This window comes from Streptomyces sp. NPDC050988, assembly GCF_044456225.1.
In the GTDB taxonomy this organism is placed as follows: Bacteria; Actinomycetota; Actinomycetes; order Streptomycetales; family Streptomycetaceae; genus Streptomyces.
The window spans coordinates 214,875-241,613 of record NZ_JBITFQ010000003.1 but is presented as its reverse complement, the minus strand read 5'-3'; the positions used below and the strand labels follow the sequence as shown (position 1 = coordinate 241,613).

General features: G+C 70.4%; 22 protein-coding genes. 10 read left to right on the top strand and 12 right to left on the bottom strand.

Features of this window, described 5'->3' with window-relative positions; translation table 11 throughout:
* Positions 1–42: 42 nt before the first annotated feature.
* Positions 43–1,398 carry a dipeptidase gene (locus ACIBEI_RS09265; RefSeq protein ID WP_398886733.1) on the bottom strand — a complete coding sequence of 452 codons (1,356 nt, stop codon included), beginning with the start codon at positions 1,396–1,398 and terminating at the stop codon, positions 43–45.
* Between the two features lie 173 nt (positions 1,399–1,571).
* On the opposite strand from ACIBEI_RS09265, the gene ACIBEI_RS09260 reads away from it, so the two are divergent.
* Entirely contained in the window at positions 1,572–2,774 is a 1,203-nt protein-coding gene (locus ACIBEI_RS09260; RefSeq protein WP_398886731.1) for a geranylgeranyl reductase family protein, read from the top strand.
* Between the two features lie 17 nt (positions 2,775–2,791).
* On the opposite strand, the gene ACIBEI_RS09255 is transcribed toward ACIBEI_RS09260, so the two are convergent.
* A complete protein-coding gene (locus tag ACIBEI_RS09255; RefSeq protein ID WP_398886729.1) occupies positions 2,792–3,247 on the bottom strand; it encodes a nitroreductase family deazaflavin-dependent oxidoreductase in 456 nt (151 codons plus the stop codon).
* Positions 3,248–3,439: 192 nt separating this feature from the next.
* Between ACIBEI_RS09255 and ACIBEI_RS09250 the strand changes: the two genes are divergently transcribed.
* Positions 3,440–4,174: a TetR/AcrR family transcriptional regulator gene (locus ACIBEI_RS09250; protein WP_398886727.1), complete on the top strand. Its 735-nt coding sequence runs from the start codon at positions 3,440–3,442 to the stop codon at positions 4,172–4,174.
* Here the strand turns inward: ACIBEI_RS09250 and ACIBEI_RS09245 are convergent.
* The gene (locus ACIBEI_RS09245) at positions 4,129–4,959 is read right to left on the bottom strand and encodes a BTAD domain-containing putative transcriptional regulator (RefSeq protein WP_398886725.1); all 831 of its coding nucleotides are present in this window, start codon (positions 4,957–4,959) and stop codon (positions 4,129–4,131) included. The genes ACIBEI_RS09250 and ACIBEI_RS09245 overlap by 46 nt on opposite strands.
* Between ACIBEI_RS09245 and ACIBEI_RS09240 the strand changes: the two genes are divergently transcribed.
* Genes ACIBEI_RS09240 through ACIBEI_RS09230 form a run of 3 tightly spaced genes read left to right on the top strand, consistent with a single transcriptional unit; the run spans position 4,944 to position 9,315 of the window.
* Positions 4,944–7,265, top strand: a complete 2,322-nt coding sequence (locus tag ACIBEI_RS09240) for an MMPL family transporter (RefSeq protein ID WP_398886724.1) — start codon at positions 4,944–4,946, stop codon at positions 7,263–7,265. The two genes, ACIBEI_RS09245 and ACIBEI_RS09240, sit on opposite strands and share 16 nt — an antisense overlap.
* 53 nt (positions 7,266–7,318) lie before the next feature.
* On the top strand, positions 7,319–8,653 hold the full coding sequence (locus tag ACIBEI_RS09235; RefSeq protein WP_398886722.1) for a histidine kinase: 1,335 nt from the start codon (positions 7,319–7,321) through the stop codon (positions 8,651–8,653).
* Positions 8,650–9,315 (top strand): response regulator, encoded by a 666-nt coding sequence (locus ACIBEI_RS09230; protein WP_398886720.1) that lies wholly within the window; start codon positions 8,650–8,652, stop codon positions 9,313–9,315. The genes ACIBEI_RS09235 and ACIBEI_RS09230 overlap by 4 nt, the downstream gene beginning before the upstream one ends.
* On the opposite strand, the gene ACIBEI_RS09225 is transcribed toward ACIBEI_RS09230, so the two are convergent.
* Entirely contained in the window at positions 9,276–9,560 is a 285-nt protein-coding gene (locus ACIBEI_RS09225; protein ID WP_398886718.1) for a DUF6332 family protein, read from the bottom strand. The genes ACIBEI_RS09230 and ACIBEI_RS09225 overlap by 40 nt on opposite strands.
* Positions 9,561–9,673: 113 nt before the next feature.
* Positions 9,674–11,182 (bottom strand): MFS transporter, encoded by a 1,509-nt coding sequence (locus ACIBEI_RS09220; RefSeq protein WP_398886716.1) that lies wholly within the window; start codon positions 11,180–11,182, stop codon positions 9,674–9,676.
* Between the two features lie 86 nt (positions 11,183–11,268).
* Here ACIBEI_RS09220 and ACIBEI_RS09215 point away from each other — a divergent pair, with 86 nt between their 5' ends.
* A complete protein-coding gene (locus ACIBEI_RS09215; RefSeq protein ID WP_398886714.1) occupies positions 11,269–11,679 on the top strand; it encodes a MarR family winged helix-turn-helix transcriptional regulator in 411 nt (136 codons plus the stop codon).
* 130 nt (positions 11,680–11,809) lie between these two features.
* Here ACIBEI_RS09215 and ACIBEI_RS09210 read toward each other — a convergent pair whose 3' ends face one another.
* From ACIBEI_RS09210 to ACIBEI_RS09200, 3 genes are all read right to left on the bottom strand, one after another.
* Positions 11,810–12,547, bottom strand: coding sequence for a maleylpyruvate isomerase family mycothiol-dependent enzyme (locus tag ACIBEI_RS09210; protein WP_398886713.1), 738 nt, complete (start codon positions 12,545–12,547; stop codon positions 11,810–11,812).
* Positions 12,548–12,633: 86 nt separating this feature from the next.
* Positions 12,634–13,533, bottom strand: coding sequence for an NAD(P)-dependent oxidoreductase (locus tag ACIBEI_RS09205; protein WP_398886712.1), 900 nt, complete (start codon positions 13,531–13,533; stop codon positions 12,634–12,636).
* Between the two features lie 129 nt (positions 13,534–13,662).
* A complete protein-coding gene (locus ACIBEI_RS09200; protein WP_398886711.1) occupies positions 13,663–14,835 on the bottom strand; it encodes an MFS transporter in 1,173 nt (390 codons plus the stop codon).
* A 978-nt stretch (positions 14,836–15,813) separates the two neighbouring features.
* Here ACIBEI_RS09200 and ACIBEI_RS09195 point away from each other — a divergent pair.
* A complete protein-coding gene (locus tag ACIBEI_RS09195; RefSeq protein WP_398886710.1) occupies positions 15,814–18,051 on the top strand; it encodes a DUF262 domain-containing protein in 2,238 nt (745 codons plus the stop codon).
* Between the two features lie 308 nt (positions 18,052–18,359).
* Here ACIBEI_RS09195 and ACIBEI_RS09190 read toward each other — a convergent pair whose 3' ends face one another.
* The 3 genes from ACIBEI_RS09190 to ACIBEI_RS09180 all read right to left on the bottom strand — a co-directional run bounded on the left by ACIBEI_RS09190 (position 18,360) and on the right by ACIBEI_RS09180 (position 23,046).
* Positions 18,360–19,793, bottom strand: coding sequence for a hypothetical protein (locus tag ACIBEI_RS09190; protein ID WP_398886709.1), 1,434 nt, complete (start codon positions 19,791–19,793; stop codon positions 18,360–18,362).
* 169 nt (positions 19,794–19,962) lie between these two features.
* Positions 19,963–22,140 carry a PQQ-binding-like beta-propeller repeat protein gene (locus ACIBEI_RS09185; protein ID WP_398886707.1) on the bottom strand — a complete coding sequence of 726 codons (2,178 nt, stop codon included), beginning with the start codon at positions 22,138–22,140 and terminating at the stop codon, positions 19,963–19,965.
* Positions 22,141–22,242: 102 nt separating this feature from the next.
* A complete protein-coding gene (locus ACIBEI_RS09180) occupies positions 22,243–23,046 on the bottom strand; it encodes an SDR family NAD(P)-dependent oxidoreductase (RefSeq protein ID WP_398886706.1) in 804 nt (267 codons plus the stop codon).
* An 86-nt stretch (positions 23,047–23,132) separates the two neighbouring features.
* On the opposite strand from ACIBEI_RS09180, the gene ACIBEI_RS09175 reads away from it, so the two are divergent.
* Complete coding sequence (locus tag ACIBEI_RS09175) at positions 23,133–23,984, top strand: helix-turn-helix transcriptional regulator (RefSeq protein ID WP_398886704.1); 852 nt, start codon at positions 23,133–23,135, stop codon at positions 23,982–23,984.
* 57 nt (positions 23,985–24,041) lie between these two features.
* On the opposite strand, the gene ACIBEI_RS09170 is transcribed toward ACIBEI_RS09175, so the two are convergent.
* Positions 24,042–26,021: a serine/threonine-protein kinase gene (locus tag ACIBEI_RS09170; RefSeq protein WP_398886702.1), complete on the bottom strand. Its 1,980-nt coding sequence runs from the start codon at positions 26,019–26,021 to the stop codon at positions 24,042–24,044.
* Between the two features lie 169 nt (positions 26,022–26,190).
* Between ACIBEI_RS09170 and ACIBEI_RS09165 the strand changes: the two genes are divergently transcribed.
* A complete protein-coding gene (locus ACIBEI_RS09165) occupies positions 26,191–26,352 on the top strand; it encodes a hypothetical protein (RefSeq protein ID WP_398887416.1) in 162 nt (53 codons plus the stop codon).
* Between the two features lie 296 nt (positions 26,353–26,648).
* Positions 26,649–26,738, top strand: a complete 90-nt coding sequence (gene kdpF, locus ACIBEI_RS09160) for a K(+)-transporting ATPase subunit F (RefSeq protein WP_037659531.1) — start codon at positions 26,649–26,651, stop codon at positions 26,736–26,738.
* The last annotated feature ends 1 nt before the right edge of the window (position 26,739 follow it).

Sequence of the window (26,739 nt, the reverse complement as noted above, 5' to 3'; positions counted from 1 at the left end):
GCCCCGGTTGTGCTGTGGGGTGCGCCCGTCGGGCCAACTCGCTCAGTTCGCCGCGTAGTTGCGCAGGAACAGTGCCTCCGCGACGGACAGCCGCTCCAGCTCCTCGGGCGACACGCTCTCGTTCACGGCGTGGATCTGCGCCTCTGGCTCGCTCAGCCCGATGAGCAGGATCTCCGCCTGCGGATAGAGCGACGCTAGGGTGTTGCACAGCGGGATGGAGCCGCCCTGGCCGGCGTACTGCATCTCCGCCCCGTCGAACGCGACGCTCATCGCCTGCGCCATCGCCGCGTACGCGGGACTGGACGTGTCGGCGCGGAACGGCTGACCCAGGCCGATGTGTTCGAGCTGTACGCGCGCGCCCCACGGGGTGTGCGCCTCCAGATGGGCCTGGAGCAGCTTGGTCGCCTCGACCGTGTCCACGCCCGGCGGCACCCGCAGGCTGACCAGCGCACGGGCACTCGCCTGCACGGACGGGGTGGCGCCGACCACCGGCGGGCAGTCGATGCCCAGCACGGTCACGGCCGGCCGTGCCCAGATGCGGTCGGCGACGGTGCCCGAACCGATCAGCTCCACACCGTCGAGCACCTTCGCGTCCTTGCGGAACTGAGCCTCGTCGTACTGCAGGCCGTCCCAGCGCGAGGTGCCCGTGAGCCCGTCGACCGTCGTCGAGCCGTCCTCGGCGCGCAGTGAGTCCAGTACACGGATCAGCGCGCCCAGCGCGTCGGGGGCGGCGCCGCCGAACTGGCCGGAGTGCAGGTTGCCTTCGAGGGTGTCGACCCGGACGCGGACGAGCGTCATGCCGCGCAGCGCGGTCGTCACCGTGGGGACGCCGACCCGGAAGTTGCCCGCGTCGCCGATGACGATCGTGTCGGCGGCCAGCAGCTCGGGGTGCTCCTCGGCGTACCGCTCCAGGCCGCCCGTGCCCTGCTCCTCGGAACCCTCCACGATCACCTTGACGTTGACCGGGACCCCGCCGTCGGCCTTGAGCGCGCGCAGCGCCAGCAGGTGCATGACCAGGCCGCCCTTGCAGTCGGCGGACCCGCGGCCGTACCAGCGGCCGTCCCGCTCCGTCAGCTCGAACGGCGGGGTCGCCCAGCCGGCCTCGTCGAGCGGCGGCTGCACGTCGTAGTGCGCGTACAGGAGGACCGTCTTCGCGCCCTCGGGGCCCGGCAGGCTGCCGTACACCGACTGTGTTCCGTCGGGGGTGTCGAGCAGTGCGACGTCCTGGAAGCCTTCGGCGCGCAGTGCGTCGGCCACCCAGTTCGCGGCGCCCTCGCTTTCGCTCCTGGGGAACTGGTCGAAATCCGCCACCGACTTGAAGGCCACCAGCTCGGTCAGCTCCGCCTTCGCCCTCGGCATCAGCGAGGCGACGGTCTCGGCGACCGGATTCGACGACATGGGCACGCTCCTCGTGGGTGCGACGTTGTAAGGATGGGTACGTCTGCGATGCGCGCATACGGGTGTGCGCGCTGCATTCGCTGCAGATCCTCCCACAGCGGTCCTGGCCGGACGTCGCCGTAGGATGCGTGGAGTAGGTGCGGCAGGCGGCTGGATCGGAGCAGCAGACCATCGTGAGCAGCGAGAACTCTTCGGACGACGCACAGCGGGTGTGGGACGTCGTCGTGGTCGGCGCGGGGCCCGCGGGCGCCTCGGCCGCCTATGCGGCAGCGGTCGCGGGGCGCCGCGTCCTGTTGCTGGAGAAAGCGGAGCTGCCCCGCTACAAAACCTGCGGCGGCGGCATCATCGGACCCACCCGCGACGCGCTGCCGCCCGGCTTCGAGCTGCCGTTCCAGGACCGGGTGCACGCGGTCACGTTCTCGCTCGACGGCAGGTTCACGCGCACCCGCCGCTCCAAGCAGATGCTCTTCGGGCTCATCAACCGGCCCGAGTTCGACCAGCAGCTCGTCGAGCACGCCCAGAAGGCCGGCGCCGAACTGCGTACGGGCGTCACGGTCTCGCGGGTGGAGCAGCACGGCTCGGCCGTCCCCGACCGGCGCACGGTGGCCGTCGTCCTCCAGGACGGCGAGACGGTGCTGGCCCGGTCCGTGGTCGGCGCGGACGGCAGCGCCAGCCGGATAGGGGCACACGTCGGGGTGAAGCTCGACCAGGTCGACCTCGGCCTGGAGGCGGAGATCCCCGTGCCGGAGACGGTCGCGGAGGACTGGAAGGGGCGGGTGCTCATCGACTGGGGCCCCCTTCCCGGCAGTTACGGATGGGTGTTCCCCAAGGGCGACACACTCACCGTCGGAGTGATCTCGGCGCGCGGTGAAGGCGCCGCCACCAAGCGGTACTTGGAGGACTTCATCGCCCGGCTCGGGCTCGCCGGGTTCGAGCCGAGCATCTCGTCCGGGCACCTGACGCGCTGCCGCGCCGACGACTCGCCGCTGTCGCGGGGCCGGGTGCTGGTATGCGGGGACGCGGCGGGGCTCCTGGAGCCGTGGACCCGCGAGGGCATCTCCTTCGCGCTGCGGTCGGGGCGGCTCGCGGGGGAGTGGGCGGTGCGGATCGCGGAGGCGCACGACGCCGTGGACACCCGGCGGCAGGCGCTGAACTACGCTTTCGCGATCAAGGCGGGTCTCGGCGTCGAGATGAGCGTCGGCAAGAGCATGCTTACGGTCTTCCAGCGGAGGCCCGGCATGTTCCACGCCGCGCTCACCGGTTTCCGGCCCGCCTGGAAGGCGTTCACGGGCATCACCCGCGGATCCACCACGCTCGGCGAGATGGTGCGGTCGCATCCGATGGCGGGGCGTGCGCTGACCGCGCTCGACCGGTGACCTGAGGGAGCGGGGGCTCAGCTCTTGACGGTGATCCGGAAGACCGGGTGGTCGGGGGCGATGCGCCGCAGCTCCTCGTTGGACGAGTCGGGGCCGACGCCGTTGAAGAACACGCCGACCTCGGCCTTCCAGCGCTTGAGGTAGGCGCGCAGCAGCGGGACCTTGTCGTCGTCGGCGACCTCCACGGCGGTGAACACGTCCACCTTCTTGCCGAGGTGCAGTTCGCCGCCGCCCGCGACCCTCATGTTGTGCGTCCACTGGACGTGGCCGCGCGGGGCTACGAGGTACTGGTGGCCGTCGAAGGTCAGCAGGTTGACGGGGGTCGTGCGCCACTCGCCGCTCTTGCGGCCGCGGACGGCCAGGACCCGGGAGCCCCAGACGCTGAGGCCGCGGCGGGTCATCCAGGCGATGGTCCTGTTGAGGACGTTCACGGTGAACCAGCCGGGCTTCTTCACGTGCGTGGACGTGGTCATGGTGGCTTCCTCCCGAAGCGGAAAGTGTGAGCACTGCTCTCGCTTGAGAGCAGTGTGCACGAGATCGGTGATCCAAGACAAGAGCGGTGCTCTCGTAATGGTTTGCTGCTCTCTTTTGCATGCACCGATCTCCATTGAGTGCACCGCTCTCGTTTGTGTGCACTGCTCTGAAAATATGGAACACTGGCGCGCATGAGTACCGCCAAAGGAGCCCGCGCCCGAGCCCGGATCGAGGTCACCGCGGCCATCAAGGACGAGGCGCGCAGACAACTCGCCGAGGACGGTGCGGCCAAGCTCTCCCTGCGGGCCGTGGCCCGCGAGCTCGGCATGGTCTCCTCCGCGCTGTACCGCTACTTCCCCAGCCGCGACGACCTGCTGACCGCGCTCATCATCGACGCCTACGACTCGCTCGGCGCCGCCGCCGAGGCGGCGCACGCCAAGGTGGCCGACGCCGGACCGATCCGCCGCTGGACCGCGGTGTGCGAGGCGGTGCGCGAGTGGGCTCTGGGGCACCCGCACGAGTACGCGCTGATCTACGGTTCGCCCGTGCCCGGGTACGTCGCACCCGCCACCACCGTGCTGGCGGCGTCCCGCGTCGCACTGCTCCTCATCGGCATCGTCCGGGACGCGCACCAGGGCGCAGGTGTGGCCCTTCCTCCGCTGCCCGCCGAACTCGGGCCCGAGGCGCGGCGGTTGGCCGACGACCTGGCCCCGGACCTGCCGCCCGCGGTGGTCGCCGCACTCGTCGCGGCCTGGGCGCAGCTCTACGGACTCGTCGGCTTCGAACTGTTCGGGCAGTTCAACCGAGTCGTGGAGGACCGCGAGCCGTTCTTCCGGCACGCCGTCGCCCAACTCGGTCATGGTGTGGGCCTCGTGTTCCCTCAGGACACCGGCACGGGCGGCCGGGGCAGCAGGGCGGGATCCTGACGGAGCATCCGCGCGTGCAGTGACCGGAGCGCCGGCCCCGGATCCGCGCCCAGTGCTTCGGCGAGCCGCTGCCGGGCGGCCTCGTAGGCGGTCAGCGCGTCCGAGGAGCGGCCCGTCCGGTACAGCGCGAGCATCAGCAGCTCCACGAGCCGTTCCCGCAGGGGGTGAGCGGCGACGAGCCGGACCAGTTCATGGACGTACTCGAAGGACCTGCCGAGTTCGATCGCGCCGGCCAGCCGGGCCTCCAGCACCGTGAGCCGCTTCTCGGCCCAGCGCAGCCGTTCCGCCGCCAGATAGGGCGCTCGCAGACCCTCCGCGAACTCGCCGCGCCACAACTCCTCGGCGCGCTCGACCAGTTCACCCGCCCGCCGCAGGTCACCCGCGTCGCGCGCAGCGAGTGCCTCGTCCACCCACCGTCGCCGCTCGCGTAGATCGTCGGCGTCCGCGCCGGTGAGCCGGTAGCCGCTGCCCGTCCACACCAACTCCGCGGCGCCGCCCAGGGCCCGGCGCAGCCCGGAGACGTACTTCTGCACGAGGTTGCGCACATGCAGGGGCGGGGCGCCTCCCCACACGGCCTCGACCAGGGCGTCGTACGAGATCGAGCGCCCCTCCTGGAGGAGAAGGACGGCGAGTACGGCGCGCTGCTTCGGTGGGCCGAGCGGCACCTCGACTCCGTCGCGCAACGCCCGGAGCGGGCCGAGCAGTTCGAAGCGCAGGCCGTCGGAAGCCCCCTCGGCCTCGGCCGAACCGCTCTCGCGCAAGCCCTTCGGTGTCCCCTCGCCCATGCGTCGAGCGTATCCCGGCACCGGCGTTCCAGTGGATCTTCCAGCGGACGGTCAGCGGCGCCGACGACCGTGGCCGCTACGGATCCCCGGAGAAAGGCCACACCACGATGCTCACCCGGCTCGGCCGCCTGGCGGTGCGGCGCAGTCGCGCCGTCCTCATCGGCGTACTCCTCACCTTCCTCGGCCTCGCCGTCTACGGGGCCGGCGCCCAGAACGACCTGGACCTCGCGCGCTGGAGTTCGCCCGGCACGGAGTCGGTGCGCGCGGGGGACGTCCTGCGCGAGGAGTTCGGCACCGGCAACCCCAACCTGGCGCTGCTCGTCACGGCACGCGACGGCGACGTGGACAGCGCCCGCACACGGGACGCGGCCCGCGTGCTCGTCCAGGAGGTGGAGCGGCTGCCCCTGGTCACCGACGTCACCTCGTACTGGGACGCCGACAGCCGAGCCCTGCGCGGCACCGGCGGCCGTCGCGCGCTCGTCCTCGTCCGCCTCGAAGGCAGCGCGACGGAAGCACGCGAACAACTCGCCACGCTCTCACCGCGGTTGACGCGCACGACCGACGAACTCACCGTCCAGGTGGGCGGCCAGGAGGAGATCTCGCGCCAGGTCGGCGAACAGGCGCGCACCGACTTCCTGCGCGCCGAACTCTTCGCACTGCCCGCCGTCCTGCTCCTCCTGATCCTGGTCTACCGGCGCACCACGGCAGCCCTGTTGACCGTCGGGGTCGGTCTGCTGTCCGTCATCGGAACCCTCGCCGGGCTGCGCGCGATCGCGCAGTTCACCGAGGTGTCGACGTTCGCGGCGAACCTCGCCCTCGTACTGGGACTCGGACTCGGCGTCGACTACAGCCTGTTCGTGATCAGCCGCTACCGCGAGGAACGCGCGGCCGGGCGACCGCAGCCCGACGCCGTCGTTCGGGCGACGACGGTCGCCGGGCGCACGGTGGTGTTCAGCGGAGTGACGGTCGCGGTGTCGCTGAGCGCGCTGCTGGTGTTCCCGTTCTTCTTCCTCAGCTCGTTCGCGTACGCGGGTGTCCTCGTCGTGGTGACCGCGGTGGCCGGAGCGGTGGTCTTCCTGCCGGCGGCCCTGGCCCGCTGGGGCCACCGGGTCGAACGGCCCGACGCCCGCACGTCGTCCGGCTTCTGGCACCGCACGGCACTGGCGGCCATGCGCCGCCCGCTGCTCGCGGGCGCAGGAGTGCTCACCGTCCTGCTCCTCGCCGCCTCGCCCCTCCTCGGGCTGCGCTTCGGACTCCCCGACGAGCGGACCCTCCCCGAAGGGACCTCTTCGCGCACCACCTCCGAGATCGTGCACGAGGAGTTCCCCGCCGAGCCGACCGACACCATCCAGGTCGTTCTCGCGAAACCCCACACGGGAACGCCCACCGCAGCCCTCGCGACACCGCCCGACCTGCGCGCCTACGCCGCCGAACTCTCCTCCGTCCCGGGCGTGTTCCAGGTCGACGCCCCCTCCGGCACCTACCGCGACGGGCAGCGGACGGGGGCGCCGGGCCAGGACCGGCTGACAGCGCCTGACGGCCGCGTACGGCTGGCGCTGGTGCCCACTCAGGAGGCGATGGGCGGGGACGTACCCGCGCTCGTCGAACGCGTCCGTGACGTCTCCGCACCCGACGGCGTGCTGGTCGGCGGCTACCCGGGCGAGACCACCGACTTCCGCGCCACACTCCTCGACCGGCTGCCACTCGCCGCCGGGCTCGTCCTCGGGGCGACGTATCTGATCCTCTTCCTGATGACGGGCAGTGTGCTGCTGCCCCTGAAGGCGACCGTTCTGAACCTGCTCAGCCTGGCCGTGATGTTCGGGTGCCTGGTGTGGGTCTTCCAGGACGGGAACCTCTCCGGAGTGCTCGGCTTCACGCCGACCGGTTCGATCGAGCCGAGTATCCCGGTGCTGATGTTCTGTGTGGCGTACGGCCTCTCCATGGACTACGAGGTGTTCCTGCTGTCCCGCATCAAGGAGGAGCACGACCGCACCGGCGACACCACCCGAGCGGTCGCCGAGGGCATCCGGCGCAGCGCCCCGCTGATCACGGCCGCGGCCGGCATCCTCGCGCTGTCCTTCCTGTCGTACGCCACCGGTGGCGTCGTCTTCCTGAAGGAGCTGGGCATCGGCACGGCCCTGACGATCCTCGTCGACGCGACCCTCATCCGCGTGGTCCTGCTGCCCGTGACGATGCGGCTCGCGGGGCGCGCGAACTGGTGGGCGCCGAAGCCGCTGCGCCGCTTCCGGATCAAGGAGGCGCCCGAGCCCGAGCCGGACCAGGTACTCCGCCGGGAGTACGTGTGATCACCACGCTCGGCTGACGCCTCCGGCGACCCGCGGCGTCTAGCGTGGCAGGCATGGAAGAGCAGCGCACGCGCCGGTGGGGCGGACCCCCCTGGGCCCGGGCCGCCGGGGGCGCCCCGCCGCGGGGCCGGTGGCAGGGACCCCCGTGGTGGAACCGCCGCGACGATGAGGAAGAGGACGGCGGCCGTCCGCGTTGGCCGTGGCGTTCGACGCTGTTCCTCACCGTGTTCGTCCTCGTCGGCAGCAAGTTCGCCGCGGAGCAGCAGCCCGACCGGGAACAGCTCGACGTCCTCGCGCGGTTCCTCCTCTTCGGGGGCGCCGCCCTGCTCCTGTGGCGGCAGCGGTATCCCGTGGCCGTGATGTTCGGTACGGCGGCCACGGCGCTCGTCTACTTCAGCGCCGGATATCCGTACGGGCCGATCTTTCTCACGGTCGCATTCGCCTGCTTCAGCGCGATCGTCGCCGGGCAGCGCTGGGCGGCCTGGACCGCGCTCGGCACACTGTGGGTGGTCCACCTCCTGGTGGGTCACTGGCTCTACCGGTGGCTGCCGCCGAAGGGCGACCCGGTCTCCTCGTGGGGCGAGGAGGTCGCCATCGCCGCCTGGATGATCGCCATCCTCGCGGTCTCCGAACTCGCCCGGGTACGCCGTGAGCAGTGGGACCGCGACCGGGCGGAGCGCCGGCAGGCGGCCAAGCGGCGCGCCGACGAGGAGCGGCTGCGGATCGCCCGGGAACTGCACGACGTACTGGCGCACAGCATCTCCGTCATCAACGTCCAGGCGGGCGTCGGCCTCGCGCTGCTCGACTCCGACCCCGAACAGGCGCGCACCGCACTCACCACCATCAAGGCCGCCAGCAAGGAGGCCCTGGGGGAGGTGCGCCAGGTGCTCGACACGCTCCGTACGCCCGGAGACGCGCCGCGCGCGCCGGCGCCCGGCCTCGACCGGCTCCCCGAACTCGTCGAGCAGGCCGCGGGTGCCGGACTGACGGTGGACGTCGAGAGCGGGGGCGAGCGCAGGGCCCTGCCGCCGGGTGCCGACCTCGCCGCCTTCCGCGTCATTCAGGAGGCGCTGACCAACGTCGTACGGCACTCCGGATCGAGGCACGCGCGCGTGCGGGTCGACTACGCGCGCGACGCGTTGACGCTGCGTATCGACGACGACGGACCCGCGACGGGCGAGGACGCGGGCGGCAGCGGCAACGGGCTGGCCGGAATGCGGGAGCGGGCCGCGGCCCTGGGTGGCACGATCGAGGCCGGACCGCGCGAGGACGGAGGTTTTCGGGTGCTGGCCCTGCTGCCGCTCAAGAACTCGCGCGGGACGTCAGGGGCGTCGGCCGGGACGTCCGAGAGGCCCGAGGAATCCCCCAAGCTCAAGGAGGACCGGTGATCCGCGTACTGCTCGCCGACGACCAGTCACTGGTCCGCGCAGGCTTCAAGGCACTCCTCGACGCCCAGCCGGACATCGAGGTGGCCGGAGAGGCCGCCGACGGTGAGGAAGCGCTGGGCGCGGTGCGCGAACTGCGGCCCGACGTCGTCCTGATGGACATCCGCATGCCCCTGCTCGACGGCCTCGCCGCGACCCGCCGCATCACCGACGACACGGGCCTGAATGACGTCAAGGTGGTCATGCTCACCACCTTCGAGCTGGACGAGTACGTCTTCGAGGCCATCCGCTCCGGAGCGTCCGGCTTCCTCGTCAAGGACACCGAACCGGAGGAACTCCTGCGCGCCGTACGGGCGGTGGTAGAGGGCGACGCACTGCTGTCACCGGGCGTGACCCGTCGGCTGATCGCCGAGTTCGCGGCGCGATCCAAGGAGCCGGCGGCCGCCGGGGCGCTCGCCGAACTCACCGAGCGGGAGCGGGAGGTGATGGCGCTGGTCGGCATCGGACTGTCGAACGACGAGATCGCTCGCCGGCTCGTCGTCAGCCCGCTCACCGCGAAGACCCACGTCAGCCGGACCATGGTGAAGCTGGGCGCCCGCGACAGGGCCCAACTGGTCGTGCTCGCCTACGAGTCGGGCCTGGTGCGGCCGGGCTGGTTGGGCTGAGGCGCCTGCCGGAAACGGACCAGCACACTGGCCACCCGGAAGACGAAGAGCACGGCAGCGAGTGAGGTCCCGGCCGCGAACTGGACCTTCTCGATGGTGACCGGCAGGTCGAAGAGGAGTGCGGGTCCGGCCAGGGCTCCGAACGCCACCGCCGCGGCGAACGCGGCGCTGAACAACGCGTATCCGATCTCGACGGTCATCTCGTCCCGCTCGGACTGAGTCCGCCGCCCCCTGGTCTGTCCCATACCGGCAGTCTCACAGGGGAGCGCCCGGCGGGGCAAGGAAAGGCGCGCCCGGCGGGCAAGGAAGCCTGCCGGGCGCGCGTCGTCGAGAGAGAGGAGTCGGTCGTGGGCCGGGGTCAGTCGCGGGCGGCCACCCGCTCGTCCTCACGCTCCCGCTCGTCGTCCCGTACGTCCTCGGACTTGGCGACCAGGATCGTCGTCTGCCGCGTGCGCTGTCCGCGCAGTCCGGTGGCCGTGATGAGCAGGCCCGCCACGGCGATCGCGGTGACGACGACCAGACCGGGACGGTAGCTGTCGAGGACCGCCTGCGGCGAGGAACTGTCGGAGGCGTTCGCGGTCACCACGGCCGTCACGATCGCGAGGACGATCGCACCGCCCACCTGCACCGAGGTGTTGAGCAGACCCGAGACCATGCCCTGCTCGTGGTCGTCCACGCCGTTCGTGGCCTGGATGTTGAGCGAGGGGAAGACCAGCGCGCAGGCCGCGCCGATCAGCAGCATCGACGGCAGGATCACCGCCGCGTACACGGGGTCCAGGTCGACCCGCAGGAACAGGGCGTAGCCGACGACCATCAGCGCGAAGCCGGCCACGATGAGCCGTGGCGTGCCGAACCGGTCGACGATCGCGCCCATCTTCGTCGAGGACAGCGCCACCAGCGCGCCCGCGGGCAGGAAGGCGAGCGCGGTGTGCAGTGCCGACCAGCCGAGCAGCGACTGCATGTAGAGCGTGACCAGGAACTGGAAGCTGACGTACGAGCCGAAGAACGCCATCGCGCCCAGCTGTGCCCGGATCTGGTTGCCGGAGCGCAGTACGCCGAGCCGGATCAGCGGGCTGGGGCTGCGCTGCTCGACGCGTACGAACACGGTCAGCAGGACGGCCACCGCGAGGAACGACAGCAGCGTACGGGCCGTGGCCCAGCCCACCTCGGGTGCCTGGACGACGGTGAAGACGAGCAGCAGCATCGAGGCGGTGCCGATGATGGCGCCGGGGATGTCGTAGCCGCGGTGGGTCCGGTCGCGCTCGCTGCGCGGGATGAGCTTGAGGCCGGCTATCAGCGCGATGACCGCTATGGGCGCGGGCAGCAGCATGGTGAGGCGCCAGCTGGCCTCGGTGAGCAGTCCGGACAGAACGAGGCCCATCGAGAAGCCGGTCGCGGCGCAGGTGACGTAGATGGAGAGCGCGCGGTTGCGCAGCGGGCCCTCCGGGAACGTCGTGGTGATGATCGACAGGCCCGCCGGAGCCGTGAACGCGGCGCTCAGGCCCTTGATGAAGCGGCTCGCGATGAGCAGCGGGCCCGAGTCGACGAGCCCGCCGAGCAGCGAGGCGAGCGCGAAGACGGCGAGCGCCACCAGGAAGACCTGGCGGCGGCCGAGGAGGTCGGCGGCGCGTCCGCCGAGGAGCAACAGGCCGCCGTAGCCGAGGATGTAGCCGCTGACGATCCACTGCAGAGTCGAGGTGGAGAGATCGAGTTCGGAACCGATGGACGGCAGGGCGACGCCGACCATCGACACGTCCAGCGCGTCCAGGAACATCGCGGCGCAGAGCACCAGGAGGGTGCCCCACAGGCGAGGCGTCCAGCGAGCCGCCGGGGACGGCGCCGCGGAGGTGGTGAGCGGAGAGGTCATGCGCCACACAGTACATGCGCATGCATTCAATGCAAGTGCATTTAATGTGGATGCAACAAAGGAGGTTTCTTGCTAGGGTGCGGGCCATGGCGGCTGTCGAGAAGGCCGAGCAGGGCCTCGTTGACCAGTGGCGCGACATCCTCGCGGTGCACGCGCGCACACTTTGCGAACTGGACCGGACATTGCACCAACACGGCCTGGGCGCAAGCGACTTCGAGGTCCTCGACGTGCTGGCCGCGACCGCGCCGGCCGACGGCGGCGACAGCTCCTACCGCGTCCAGGAGATCGCCGAGCGGGTTCATCTGAGCCAGAGCGCGCTGTCCCGGCTGATCGGCCGCCTGGAGAAGGACGGTCTCGTGCAGCGCTGTATGTGCCCGGAGGACCGGCGCGGTGTCCGGGTCGCCCTCACGCCGAAGGGGCGCGCGCTGCACGGCGAGGTGTTGCCGGTGCAGCGTGCGGTGCTGGGGCGGATGTTGGCGGGTGGCTCCGCCGGGTGAAGTGGTCCGGCCGGGCCGGACCAACGACTGGGCCCGGGGACCGGCCGGGCGGGGTGAAGCGGCCGGGCCGGTTGAGTCGCTGATGCGGCCGCCCCGCCCGCCCGCCGCCGCGCTTGTCGCGTGCCGCCGCTCAGCTCCAGGTGACCGCGGACTTCTCCCGCCACAGCGTCGCGAGCGACGAGTCTCCCGTCACGCCCGGGAACGGGCCGCGGTTCCACAGCGCCAGGTAGAGCTGGGCGGCCGTCCCCGCCAACTCGCAGTCCGCGTCCGCCACTTCGCCCCGCTCGGCCGCCGGGGGTTCGGCCGACAGCCGTACGCTCCACACCGCGTCCGAGTCCGAGGCCCGCACCCTCAGGACGCGCGGCTCGTCCGTCCGTACCCTGCTCCTGCTGCGGGCGTGGAAGCCGAGCAGCAGTTCGTCGATGCCGTCGACCGCGAAGTCCACGGGGACCGCTGTCGGGGTGCCGCCGCGTGCGGACTCCGCGTCCACCCGGTGCACGGTCGTCTCGTGGGCCTGCCGCCGGGCCCAGAAGGCGAGCGGCGAAGGCGCGGGCAGGAAACTCCAGCACTCCACGTCGGGAGGGGCGGTGGCGAGCGTCTCGACGAGCCCGCGGTGTCCGTCCCGGAACCAGGTCAGCAACTCCGTGCCGTCCAACTCGGGCAGGCCGCCGTCGGGATGGTACGAGGTGTGCCCCTGGGCCACGAACGCCGTGGCCCAGCGGTGCACCATGCCGGTGTGCCGCAACAGGTCCCGCACCTGCCACTCCGGGCAGGTGGGCACCTTGGCGTCGGCCCCGGCCTCCTCCGCGGCCTCGGCCAGCAACCCGCCTTCCCGGTCCAGACTTCGAACGAACTCGGCAATCTCCATGCAGGGGAGTGTGCCGGACGGAGCAGGCTTCGGGAGGGACGGCGGGTGACGTCTTTCCGCCGCTCACCCGGGCGGCTGCGGCTCGGTCAGCCCTCGGTGTTCGCCTCCTTCTCGTCGAAGCTCGCGAAGTACGCGGCGGCCATGTCCTCGTCGGCGTGGCCCTGGGCGGCGGCGCGGGCGAAGCGCTCGGCGCTCGCGACGGCGACGTCGAGACGCAGCCCGTGCCCCTCGCCCGCCTCGACGATCAGACGGGCGTCCTTGGCGGCGGTGCCCACGGCGAAGGCGGCCGGAGACAGCTGGTCGTTGAGGATGAGCCCGGCCTTGGCGCGCAGATAGCCCATGTCCAGCGGGCCGCCCACGATGGCGTCGAAGAAGCTCTGCGGATCCACGTCCAGAGCCTTGGCCAGGGCCAGCACCTCACCGGTCGCGTTGGTGACGGAGAGGACCCAGCTGTTGGCCACGAGCTTGAGACGGGTGGCGCTGCCCGCCGCACCGTCCTCGCCCGTCCACACCGTACGGGCGCCGACGGCGTCGAAGACCGGCGTCACAACCCCCCTGCCGTCGCTCGGACCGGCGGCCAGGACGAGCAACTGACCGGCCTCGGCGGGCTGCCGGGTGCCGAGAACGGGCGCGTCGTAGAAGACCAGGCCCTTCTCGCGGGCGAAGTCGGCCAGTTCGCCGACGGCCTCGATCCCGGCGGTCGTCGACTGCACCCACGCGGTGCCGGCCCGCAGGGCGGGCGCCGCCTGCCGCATCACGTCCAGCGCGGCGGGACCGTCGTACAGCATGGTGAGGACGACATCGGCGCCCTCGACCGCCTCCACGGGGGTGTCGACGACGTGTGCGCCGTCGGCGGTGAGGGGTTCGGCCTTGTCGCGGGAGCGGTTCCAGGCCCGGACGGTGTGTCCGGCGCGGACGAGGTTGCGGGCCATCGCGGCGCCCATGATCCCGGTGCCGAGGACACTGACGGTGAGCTTGTCGGTCATGACATCAACTTTCCTGATCCGTATGGTGCGTCGGTTACCACTGTGCCCTGCCCTGCTGTGCCGTGGCGGTATCGGGCCCGGGGCGCCGCGCCTCGGCGGCGTCCACCCGGCGGCTCCGACGAGGCGCCGTCAGTCGGCCGTCGCCCGTCGCGTCCCGTATCCGATGACGGCGGCCACCGCGGCCAGGGTCGCCACGCTGGTGAGGGCGATGGGCAGGGAGAACCAGTCGGCCATGAATCCGATGGCGGGTGGTCCGAGGAGCATGCCTCCGTAGCCGAAGGTGGAGGCCACGGCGACGCCGCTGGGACCGGCCAGGGCGCCGGCCCGTTCGACGGCGATCGGGAAGATGTTGGCAAGGCCGATCCCGGTGACGGCGAAGCCGACGAGGGCCGCCCACACCGAGGGGGCGAGCGATCCGACGAGCATGCCGACGGCGGCCATGGTGCCACCCGCGACCACCGTCCGGGTCCGCCCGAGCCGCTCCAGGAGCGTGGTCCCGCAGAGCCGGCCGATCGTCATGGCGAACGCGAAACACGAGTAACCCGCGGCCGCGATGCCCGGGTGCGCGTCCAGGTCCTGCTCCAGGTGCAAGGTGCCCCAGTCGGCCAGGGCCCCCTCTCCGTAGGCCGTGCAGAGGGCGATCAGGCCGAAGACGACGACCAGCCGGCGCGTACGGGAGTCCGGTCGGCGCGGTGCACGCTCCTCGGCCGGCCCTGGAGCCGACTGCGGTACGGGGGACTCGTACCGCAGCAGGGCGCGTCCCGCGACAGCCGTCACCAGCAGGCCGATCACGGTCAGGCCGAGCAGATGGCGCGTCGGCGACAGTGAGCCCGCGACCAGTCCGCCGAGGCCGGCGCCGATCATCCCGCCCAGGCTGAAGGCCGCGTGGAAACTGGGCATGATCGGCCGCCGCAGCACGGCCACCAGGTCGACGGCGGCGCTGTTGAAGGCGACGTTGATCCCGCCGTACGCGGCGCCGAAGATCAGCAGGACCGCGCCGAGTGCCCAGGTCGAGTGCGTGAGGGGCGGCAGCGCGACGCTGAGGGAGAGCAGGATGCCGCAGACGACGGTGACGGGGTGGCTGCCGTAGCGGCGGCAGAGCCGGCCGGTGAACATCATCGTGACGACGGCTCCGGCGGAGACACCGAGAAGGGCGAGCCCCAGTGTGCTGGCGGAGGCGCCGGTCTGTGCCTTGATCGCGGGAATGCGGACGACCCACCCGGCGAAGACGAAGCCGTCGAGGGCGAAGAAGGTGGTGAGGGCGATACGGAGTCGGGTGAGGTCGTGGCTGTCGCCCGGCACGTCGTTGTGCGTTCGGGATTTGTTTATTTGCGGCACAAACTCAGGCTAGGTGGGAGCGGGGGGCTGGGCAAGGGTGTGGGTGGCTGGTCGCCGGGGGCTTCGGGTGCCGCGAGGAATCGCCTCTGCGGTCGATGGAGCCCAGCCGCGCGTAGCAGATGACCGTGGCAGTCGTCGCGGGCTTCTGTCGGCTTCCGGGGGCTGTTCGTCCCAGGGGCCACACGACGCACGGCCGGGACCTCTCTGGCCAGGCGCGCCGGTGTCCCGGGCGACGCGAGGATCTCTGGCGACGGAACCTTCATCGCGACCCGCTCGCCTGCCGGTCCGTATGCCTCGTACACCACTCCCTGCCCGCGCGCCCAGGCGCCGCTCCGTGCGATAGACCCCGGTGCGCGAGGGGCCCCCAGGGCGAAGACTGGGCATTGTGCTCCTTCGCACCGCTGCTGGCAGTGGTCGCTCACGGCAGAGAGGACTGGCACCGCAGGCGGATCGGTTCGCTCTGCTCCTCTTCTTCGCCCGCACGGAGGGTGCCGGGCCACGAGCGACATCTGCCTGGTGAGGATGTCGCGAAACCGCTGGGCGCGGCCTGACGCCATGTTGTGCCTCGCAGGGGCGCTTTGCCCGCGGCGGTTCCCGGTGAGGGACTTGTGCGTAGACACAGGCAGCAGCCGAGTGCGTGTGGGCCAGGCCGAAACGGCGCGAAGAGTTCTTGCTCGGGTGTTCCTGACGCACAACCGATGCCGCAGAGTGAGTTGCGTTTCGGCGCGCGACCATGGCCCTCGGGCCCGTCGCCAAGTGGTAGGCAGGAGAGGGTTCCTGCTTCTGCCGGCTACCATCCGCGCCGCCGCGTCTTGGGGGAGGCGCCGCTTCCAGGCATCGCCTCGCACATTGCCGCGGACGGCCGTCTACCCGCATCCGATCAAGCTTGGCAGCATAGAGCCAGGGCGTGTTGGGGCAGGAAAGCGGAGAGCGGGGGGCGCCGTGGCCACCGATGAGATCAAGTCCCAGGGCTTCAATCTCAAGGAGCTCTTCCGGGATGTGTCCTACGAGATCGACTATTACCAGCGGGACTACACCTGGGGCGAAGAGGAGGTCCGCACTCTTCTGCGGGACCTGTGCACGTCGTTCCGGCACTGGGGCAGCGATCCCGCCTTACTGCGTCGGCCGGGAAACGCGCCGCAATACTTCCTTGGCCCGTTCGTCTACTACGAACAGTCCCGCAACCACAACCGCCGGTGCCTCGTCGACGGGCAGCAGCGCTTCGTCACCCTCCACTTGATCTTCCTGCAACTGCGAGCACGTGCCCAGGACTTGGGCTACACGCGCCCGGTGGACCGGCTGAACCGGACCATCACCACTGACGGCCATCACTTCTCCGTCGGCATCAGCGACCACGAACCCGTCCTCCGCGCGATCAGCCAAGGCCGCACCTACGAGCCCGGAGCCGGCGACTCCCTCTCGCGCCGCAACCTGTGGGCACGAAGCCAGCAGATCGCCGCTTTGCTTGCTGAGGAACTGGACTCCGAGAGGCTGGACCGGTTCATCGACTGGCTGCTTGACCGCGTGGTGCTGGTGGGCATCCGAGCCGTCAACCAGGACCACGGATACCGGATGTTCGAGACGATGAACGACCGCGGCGCCCGTCTCACCGCCGTCGATCTGTTGAAGAGCTACCTGCTCTCCAACGTCGGATCCCGCGAAGACGAGCTGAACACCAACTGGCAGGAGATGCTGCGGGAACTGGCCACCGATCGCGAGGATGCCGGGGCACCTGCCCGCTTCATCAAGGCAGCCCTTCTGGCCCGCCATGTCCGCCCGCGCGATGCCGACGACCGCCGGCAGATCGACAACAACCTCAACGTCTGGGTTCGTAAGAACACCGACCACCTGGGACTGCATCCCGACCGCCCGGAAAACTTCATGCGGTTCGTGACCAGTCTCCTCGACACGGCCCGCCTGTTCAGACCTCTCCTCGCTGCGAGCCGTGAACTCAAACAGAAGGACGACCGCCTGGAAGCGGTGTTCTTCAATGAGCGGAACGGACTGCAGGCCCAAGCAGTCGCAATGCTCTCGGCCATCCGCCCGGACGATCTACCCGCCGACGCCAAGGAGAAGGGGCGCCTCGTCGCCAACTTCATCGACCGGTGGTACGTACTGCGCGTTCTCCAAGACCTCTCCGTCCAAACCTCGGACGTCGCAAACCTCGTCCACGACACGCTCGTGCCCCGGTTACGCGCCTGCCACAACGTCACAGATGTCGCTGCTTTCCTGGGCGGGCTTGCCGCCCAGGACGCCGATCCCAATGCCGAGGCAACCACTTTTGGGCTGCGCGGCAACAACTCTCACCAGGTCAGGTATGTGCTCGCTCGCACCACGGGATTCGTGGAGGAGAAGTGTGAGCGACCCGGCAGCATCCTGGCCTATCTTGACAACAAGCAATTCCACATCGAACACCTGTGGGCAAAACATCACAGCCGCGTCGAGGTCGAGATACCCGATCCGGTGGTCTTCCGGACCCGCCGCAATCAGCTCGGTGGCCTCGGACTCCTGCCCGGCCGCGAGAACTCCAGTTTCAACGACCTGCCCCTGGCACAGAAGATCCCGCTGTATCGGCGGCACAACACCCTGCTGGGCATTCTGGCGGCGGACTTCGACCTCCGAAACCCTCCGCTGCGCGCCTTCATCAAGACCCATCACCTGGACGCCCTGTTGCGGCCGTTCGGCCCCATGGAAGCGATGACCAAGGTCGTCGAGACACGGCAGAGCCTCTACCTTCGGCTGTGCGCGCTCATCTGGCACCCCGAACGGCTCGGCCTGCGTCTTCCGGCTTTGCAAACGGCTTGCCACCCTCCACACGACACGGAACAGACCGCCCCGCAACCGCATGCCTCCGCCCCGCGCACTACACGGCGCCGTACCACCGACGTCGCCAAGATGCTGGACGCCGGTGTCCTGAAACCCGGAACACCAATCGTATTGACCTACCGGTCTGTGGATCACTGGGCCACGGTCGACGCGGACGGCGGCATTGTTCTCAAGGCCACAGGCGGCACCGCCTACGGACGCGTGGACGAGGCCGGCGCCGTGGTCCGAGGCACCAAGACGTGTCAGGGCATGAACGAATGGCGCATCGAGGACCAACAAGGGGTACGCGTCAGCCTGCGCACTCTACGAGACCAAGCGCAGGCCTCAGGCCTCCTGGGGCGCACCCGGCGATGATGGCGGCTTCCGAAGCCCGGCTGGCGGCGGCTGCATCCTGGCCGTCAACGGACTTCGCCTGCCCGGCAAACATTACGATCTACGTGAGCCTGACAGCTGCGCCGAACCGGACAGTTACTGAGCCCGCACCACGTTCACCGCAGTCTGTGAGGCTGCCACCACCGTACGGGTCTGGAGTTCCGCTTGGTGGTGTGCGGGTACGCAACACCGTGCAGGCCGTCGGCCATGCGCTCCAGTACGCGTTAGGGAGGGTTGCCCACAGCCTGTAGCAGCAAGGTGCTGGGATGTAGCGCCCGTGCTGGGCCCCTTCATGGGGTGGTTCCACGCCGATGGTCAGGTAGTGAGCGAATCTCGTCTCCGAGATCGGCAGAGTGGAGGGTATGCCCTCTGGCAAAGCTCTTGAGGATGGCCGGCCCGGTCCTCTTGTCGGCCCGGGCGGCGTAACAGACTTCCATCTGCTGGCATTGCGGACAGAACAGACTGGCCACGAATGGTGACAGAGTGACCGGGCCCTCGGCGGTCAGGACGTAGAACACCTCGTTGGCCACGGGGCTGGTCCAGCTGAACTCCCGTCGTTCGAAATCCGGGTGATCACCCATCGCGTTGTGTGCGACAACGTCGAAGGTCTGGGTCCTTGGCTGGTAGGAGCAGGAGACAGTGAGCAGCCAGGGCGACTGCGTCAGGAATTCGGCCTTCATCAGTGCGTGTTCGAGGTGGGGTCTGATTTCCTCCACCCGCAGACCGGATTCGCCTGCACTCTGGGGCCTGTCACCGTGTGCGGCGCGATTCCTTTCCGTACGCAGGGCGTTGAGGTGGCCGATCAGTCCTGTGGTGTGTTCATCGCTGTGCAATGCATTCGGGAGTCCGGGAACAACTTCAGGGCGGCTCGCGGCGAGGGGACGCAGAGCATCGAGCCAGTTGGTCCATGTGCCGAACGTGGCACCCCCTCCGGCCAGAAGGGAACTGCGGAGCATCGATAGGCTGCGTTCGTTGCTCTCGTCTGGGTGTGCAGCGCTGCCACCAATCCTTCTCTGCAGCAGCGCGGCTGCCGTGACGCTGGCGCTGATTGCGAGGATCTCAGCCGCGTCGAGCAACGCCTCGTACTGCTCCTTGCTGGTATTCGCCTGCTGGATTGTGCGAATAGCGCGGGCAACCGGGTGAGGCATCGTGGTCCGGGCGTCTGACATGACTGCGGAGGAGGACAGCGGCTGGATGCCAGCTTTGGCGAGGCCTGGGTCGTCCGGGAGGCCTTGCTGTAGCCGTTGCGGACTCGGAGCGACCTGAGGCTGACGCGGGGAATGGGCTCGGGGTGGTGGCGGGCGCCGTTGTGATGGTTCAGAAGATGGCTGCGGAGGCAGCAGTACAGCTGGTAAAGCGGGCCGTTGAGCGGACGCCGGGGCGGTGCCATGACCTGCGGTGAGTGGCGTCCCGACGGAGGAGCGGGGCGAGCGGTCGTTCCTGCGCCGCAGCCATTGCCTGAACAGCAACCGGAGCCAGGTGGGAATTACACCGAAAAGAGTGACAAACGTCAGCACGGCGAGGAGCGTGTCAAGCCACACAGGCAGCGAGTTGGGCTGATCACTGCCAGGAATGGAGACGGCTGTCATGAGTCCCCAACCAACCGTCATCCAGAACGCCCAGTCCCGATAAACGGGACTGTCGTACAGCGCCAGCACGGCGTTGCGTCGCTTGCCGCGAACTGCCGTGGAGCGGACAGCGGAACCCTCGGGGTTTTCGGTCATGCGCGTATGGTGCCTGGGAGACGCACGCCGCATCCAGCCTTGAGTGAACAATGATTGACGCAGGGTCACGGTGTCGAGTGAGGAGCGCATCGCCAGGTGAGAGCCGAGGGCTGGCGATTGCGTCAGGACCGAATGTCTCTGGACGGGACTGCTCGTACCGCACCGGCGCTCAGGGAACGTCCGCCACCGAGAAGACCCCCGGCCCGCTGACCCCGTAGAGCACACCACCCACCAGAAGCGGCGGCACCGAGTTCGGGGTCAGTTCCTCGAAGGAGCGGCCCTCCGTGTCGAAGGACGAGGCGGTACGCCCGATCTCCTTGCCGGTGCGCGGATCGAGAGCCAGCACGCTGGTGTCCGGCATCGTGACGTACAACCGGCCGTCGTGGAGCGCCGGTTCGCTGAAGACGCGCAGGTCGCGGGAGCTGGTCCACAGCGGCTTTCCGCGCTTCAGATCGAGGGCGAGCAGGGTCTCGTTGCCGTAGTCGAAGATGTACATGGTGTCGTCGCGGACCAACGGCGGCGCCTCCGGCTCGACGCTCCAGGGGAAGTCGATTCGGCGGGTCTTCCCACTGTCGAGCTCCTGGATGAAGAAGGCGGCGGAGACCCCGGAGTTGTCGTCCCAGCGGGCGTAGTACGCCGTGTCGTCGTGGACGGTGGCCAGCCACAGATCGCCCTTGGGCGCCTCGACGTTGCCCAGCGTACGGCCGGTCCGTGCGTCGAGGCGGGCTATGCCGCCGGAGCCGCCGCGCAGATCGGCGTAGAGGGTCCCCTTGGACCCCTCGTGGAACGGGCTCGCCGACGCTGAAGCCAGCTTGCGCCGCCACAGTTCCTCACCCGTGCGCGGCTCGTACGCCGCGAAGCGCGCGGTGTCGGACGGCCCGAGCTCGTCCAGCCGTACGAGCAACACCCCGCTCAGGTACGCGAAGTCGCCCACCGGACCGTCCACATGCCACAGCCGCGCGCCGGTCCTGGCGTCGAAGGCGTCCACTCCCTCGGAGCGGTCCGAGCTGTTGACGAACACCACACCCTCGCGGACGACGGGATCGCGCAGCGAGAAACCGTCGACCTCCTTCCGGCTCATGGGCTTCGTCCAGTCCACCCGGCCCGTCGCCGAACTCAGTCGCATGAGGGCGACCTGGGGAGAGGAGCAGAAGACGCCGAGCGCGTCCGGAACACACGTCGGGCCCATGGGCATCGGATCGTCCTCGTCCGGCTCCAGTGCGTTGTGCCACGGCCTCCAGCCCGCCGGTGCCGAACCACGGGGCGACACCCGCGGGCCGGCCTCGTCGGCCTCGCCGACCGTGCCGGCCGGGTCGTCGTCCAGCACGGTGACCGAAGCCACCCCCGTCATACCGAGGAGGACCGCGCCGACGAGGGCGGTCCACAGCCATTTCCCACGGCGCCTCCGTTCGGTCGGCTTCGCACCCGAGGACGGCAACGCCGCTGACTCCGACAGCACGGTCACCGGGATCCGGGACGGCTCCGCGTCGCACTCTCCGTCGGCCGGCTCCCCCGGCAGCCCGGTCAGGGCGTCCAGCACCTCGCTCGACGTCGGACGGTCCGCCGGTTCCTTCGCCAGGCAGGCCGCGACCAACGGGCGCAGCGGCTCCGGCAGTTCGCCCAGCTCGGGCTCGCTGTGCACGGTGTTGTACGCGGCGAGATAGGCGTTCTCCGCCTCGAAGGGGCTGCGCCCGGTGGCCGCGTACACGAGGACCGCCCCCAGCGAGAACACGTCGACGGCGGAGCCGACCTCGCGGGGGCGGCTGAACTGCTCCGGTGCCATGAACGGCGGCGAGCCCATCACCATGCCCGTCTGGGTGCGGACATCACTGCTGGCCGCGCGCGAGATGCCGAAGTCGATGACGCGTGCCGCCCCGTCGTCGCCCTCGCCCTCCACTAGGAGCACATTGCTCGGCTTGAGGTCCCGGTGCACGACCTCCGCGCGGTGGATCTCACGCAACGCCTCGGCGAGTTCGGTGCCGAGGCGACGCAGCGCCCGCCAATCCAGCGGACCCGCCTCGGCGACCCGTTCGGCGAGGGTGGGGCCCGGGACGAACGCGGTTGCCATCCACGGTCGTTCCGCGTCCGGGTCGGCGTCCACGACCGGCGCGGTGAACGCCCCGCTGACCCGGCGCGCGGCCACGATCTCCTGCCGGAACCTGGCCCGGAACTCGGCGTTGTCGGCATACCTCGTATGTACGACCTTGACGGCGACGGCCCGCCCCGAGGCCGATCTGCCGAGATAGACGACACCCATGCCGCCGCTCCCGATCCGCGATTCGATCCGATAGCCGCCGACTGACCGCGGATCGTTCTCGCGCAGGGTCACCGTGTCTCCCTCACCCATTCACGCCTGGACGGTTCCGGCCCCGGATCTTCTGACAAGGACCCTTCACTCTAGTGCCCGGTCGCCCGTGCTCATCCGGTGAACGCGAGGCGTGCCCACGGTTCAGGCTCGCGCGCCTCCGTCGACCCGCAGGACCGTGCCGGTCACGAACGAGGAGCGGTCGCTGAGGAGCCAGGCGGCGGCCTGGGCGATCTCGTCCGGGTCGGCCGCGCGGCGCAGCGGCGTGTGCGCCTGGAGCCGCTCCTGGAGGCCGGGCGATTCCTCTTCCCAGGTACGGATCATCTCGGTCAGCGTGTTGCCGGGGGCGATGGCGTTGACGCGGATGCCTTCCGGGCCGTACGTGATGGCGGCCGACTCGGTGAGGCTGTTGAGCGCTCGCTTCATCGCGCCGTACGCGGGCAGTTCGGGGTTGCCCATCAGGCTGCCGACGGACGAGTTGTTGACGATGGCCCCCGTCCCGGCGGTGGCCCGGATGGCGGCGATCTCGGCGGCCATGGCCACCCACGGGCCCTTGAGGTTCACGGCGTAGACGTGGTCGAAGTCGGCCTCGGTCACCTGGTCCATCGGACCGGGCGGCACGAACGTACCGGCGTTGTTGAAGGCGATGTCGAGACGGCCGTACAGGTCCACGGCGCGGTCCACGGCGGCGCGTACGGCGGCCGGGTCGGCCAGGTCGCACACCACGTGGTCCGCGATGCCGCCCGCTGCCCGGACCTCCTCGGTCACCGCCTTCAGCTGGGCCTCGGTCCGGGCCGCGAGCAGTACCCGGGCGCCCTCTCGGGCGAACAGCCGCGCGGCGGCCGCGCCGATACCGCGACCCGCGCCGGTGATGAGGGCGACCTTGCCGTCCAGCAGGCCGAGGGTGGCGGGGGCGGCGGATGTGTCGGTGGTTCGTGTGTTGTCCATGGCAGTGAGCCTGCGCCGGTCCGCGGAGCCCATCCAGGCACCGGCGGTACCTGGATGGGCCCACGCCACCCCCGCACACTGGTGGTGTGGACAGACAAGAACTGGCGGCCTTCCTGCGCAGCAGGCGCGAGCGGATCACCCCCGCCGACGTGGGGCTGCCCGCCGGGCCTCGCCGCCGCACGCCGGGACTGCGCCGCGAGGAGGTGGCGCGGCTGGCGTTCATCTCGACCGAGTACTACACGCGCCTGGAACAGGCCCGCGGCCCGCGCCCGTCGCGCGAGGTGCTGGCCGCGCTTGCCCGGGCCCTGCGCCTGTCGGACGCCGAGCGCGACCACCTCCACCACCTCGCCGGCGCACCGCCAGGTCCGCCGCCCGGACCCTCGCGCGAGGTGCGGCAGAGCATCCTCGACCTGCTGAACCGACTGCCGCAGGCCGCCGCCATCGTGACGTCCGCGACGTTCGAGGTGATCGCCTGGAACGACCTCGCGGCCGCCCTCATGGAGGACTTCTCCGCCCTTCCGCGGCGCGACCGCAACCTCGTACGCCGTGTCTTCCTCGGACCGCACCCGCAGGGACGTCGGTTGTACGGAGTGTCGGACGCGGACGCGTTCGCCCGCAACGCGACGCAACGGCTGCGTGCCACCGCCGCCCGCTATCCCGACGACCCCGAGGTGACCGGCCTGGTGGGTGAACTCCTGGCCGGAAGCGAGGAGTTCACCCGGCTGTGGGCCTCCCACGACGTGAACGCCGAGCCCACCCTGTGCAAGACCTTCCAGCACCCGCTGGTCGGCGCGGTCACCGTCAACTGCGACGCCCTCGACATCACCGGCCGGGACCAGCAGGTCGTGATCTACACAGCGGCCTCCGGTTCACGGTCCGAGGAGGCGCTGCGACTGCTGTCGGTCATCGGCACGCAGCGGATGGACGTGGGCCGCTGAGCCACGCCGGGCCGGATGCCGGGCGTATGTGATCCGGGTGTGCGGCCCGGCGGCCCCTCAGACCCGCGTATACGTGAGCCGTCGCCCGTCGGCCAGTTCGCGTACGAGTGTGTCGCCCTCGGTGCGCAGGGTGGAGGAGCCGCCGCGGACGCAGAGGCCGGAGGAGGCGGCCTGGTCGATCGCCGGTGGTGCGAAGCGTGCCGGACCGTCCGCGTCCCCCACGGAGACCAGGTTCATGTCGGCCTCGCAGTGCTCGCCGCCGCCGTCCGAGACCAGCGTGGCGGCCGGGCTGCCCACCGGCGACCGGTCGATGGTCATGCGCTGCGTGCCGCCGTTGGCGAGGGGCCGCTGCCAGGTGCCGAGCAGTTCTTCGGGCAGCCTCTCCGGCCCTTTGATCCTGTGCAGTTCGGCGGTGCGCCCCGCCGCTTCCCAGCGGAGGGAGTCACCGCCGGACCGGGAGAGGACATGCTCGCCGAGGGCCGAACAGGAGCCCGACGGGACGCTGTTGACGACCTTGGTGTCCAGCCGCAACGACACACCGCCGCCGGACGGCTTGGCGGCGAGTTTGCCGTCGCTCTTGCACTCGTACTCCTTGCCGAGGCTGATGCTGGTGGCGACGACCTCGCCCACCTGCCCCGACGAGACGACGAACCGGCGGTACTGATCGGTGGGCCTCCCGTCCCGCTCGACCTCGCCCGCCCAGATGCCCACGAACGCCTCGGGTACGTCGGACGTCACGCCGCCGTTGTCACCGGAGCCGGATTCCGAGCCCCCGTTGGGCAGTGGGAGATCGGCGGCCCACGCGGCATACGCGCCTCCTGCCACCACGGCGGCGGCCGCCAGCGCGAGCGCGGCCCGTCGGCCCCTGCTCGTCGGGCGAGGGCGCGGCGAAGGAGTTGACTCCGTACGCCCATGGTCCGGCTTCGGCACGACCTGGGTTCCCCACTCCGACCGTTCCGACTGCTCCGACGCCGGAGGTTCCTCCCAGGTCACGAGCGAGGCGGTGGACGAAGTCACGGACGATGGCTCGGGCGCGGCCGGTGCGGGCGACGACACGAAGGCGGCCGGTGCGGGCGCTGCCATGGCGCTCGCGTGCGGCGGAGTGTCCGTGTCGAGCAACTGGACGGCGCTGCGCCCCAGTTCGGCGATGATCTGGGCAGGCAGCCACGGCGGCGACGAGGCGCCGGTCGTCACCGGTCGCATCCGCGCGACCACCTCCTCCGGAGTCGGCCTGGCCGCCGGATCCTTGGCGAGGCAGTCGGCGATCAGTCCCCGTACCGGCTCCTCGATCCCCGTCAGGTCCGGCTCCTCCTGCGCGATACGGAACATCACGGCGTGGACGCCGCCGGAGCCGCCACCGCCGAACGGCGTCTGCCCGGTCGCCGCGTACGCCAGGACCGTACCCATGCAGAAGACGTCGGCGGCCGGGCCCACCGGCTCGTCCTTGAGCTGCTCGGGCGACATGAAGCGGGGCGAGCCGACCAGCACGCCCGAGCTGGTCGGGGTCGAGCCGGGTACCGCGTCCAGCGCCCGCGCGATGCCGAAGTCGATGACCCGTGGGCCGTCGATGGTGATCAGGACGTTGGAGGGCTTGAGGTCCCGGTGGACCAGGCCCGCGCCGTGGATGTCGAGCAGGGCGCAGGCGAGTCCGTGGGCGAGGGTGCGTACGGAAGGGGCGGGGAGCGGGCCGTGTCCGTGGGGCGAGACGATGTGTTCGAGCGAGGGGCCCGCGATGTAGCCGGTGGCCACCCACGGTGTCTCGGCCTCGGTGTCCGCGTCGAGGACCGGCGCCGTCCAGCGGTCGCTCACCCTGCGCGCCGCCGCCACCTCCAGCCGGAAGCGCTCACGGAACTCGGGTTCGGCGGCCAGCTCTGGCTTGATGAGCTTGACCGCGACCGTGCGCCCACCCTCCGAACGCGCCAGACAGACCCGGCCCATGCCACCCGTGCCGAGGGTTCTGAGCAGCCGGTACCGGCCGATTCTGTCGCCAACCCCACCGGAGGTGGCATCGAAGTCGCCTGCCGACGGCTTCGTCATCCTGCTGTCTCCCCTCGGTCGGCACTCCGCCCCACTCACCGCCACGAAGGGTCACGAGCCGGTGGTCCACGAGCTTCCGCTTGACGTGAAGAGAGGCTACCCGGCTTCGAGTTGCAGGTGGTGCGACGTCCGCAGGCTCTGCTTCCGACCGAACACGGCTACTCCTTCGGTGGCACTCACCGGTGTGGAGGCGATCGCCAACGCCGCGCGGTCCTTCCGCGTCCCGCGCGTGAAGCGGGCACAGCGCGCGGAGGTGGCGCTCGGGGTGATGCTGATCGGCCTGTCCGTGCTGACGGACGCGGTGATCTGCCGGCTGCGGTTCCGCCCCTGATCCCGCGCGTCGGAAGCACTCCTCCCGGAGGGCTCGCCCCGGCGGTGTTCAGGCGCCCGGGGGGATTGGTCCACGCAGCTGGATCAGCCGGCCGTATGGGTTCCGTCAAAGCCGTACGAACCTGCGTATGGGAGCCGTCAACGGCGCTCGAATCCGGCCAGAGAGGCGCTTTCCTCTAATCGTCCGTTCGATTCGAACCTCATCTAGGAGCTTGCGATGGCCGACGTGGCCTTCGTCGTCACCACGATCGCGGTGTTCGCGCTGGTGGCTCTCGTCGCCAAGGGGGTGACGAAGCTGTGACCGCCGAGAACATCGTCGGCCTGATCGTGGCCGTCGCCCTGCTGGGCTATCTCGTCCTCGCCCTGATCTTCCCGGAGAGGTTCTGAG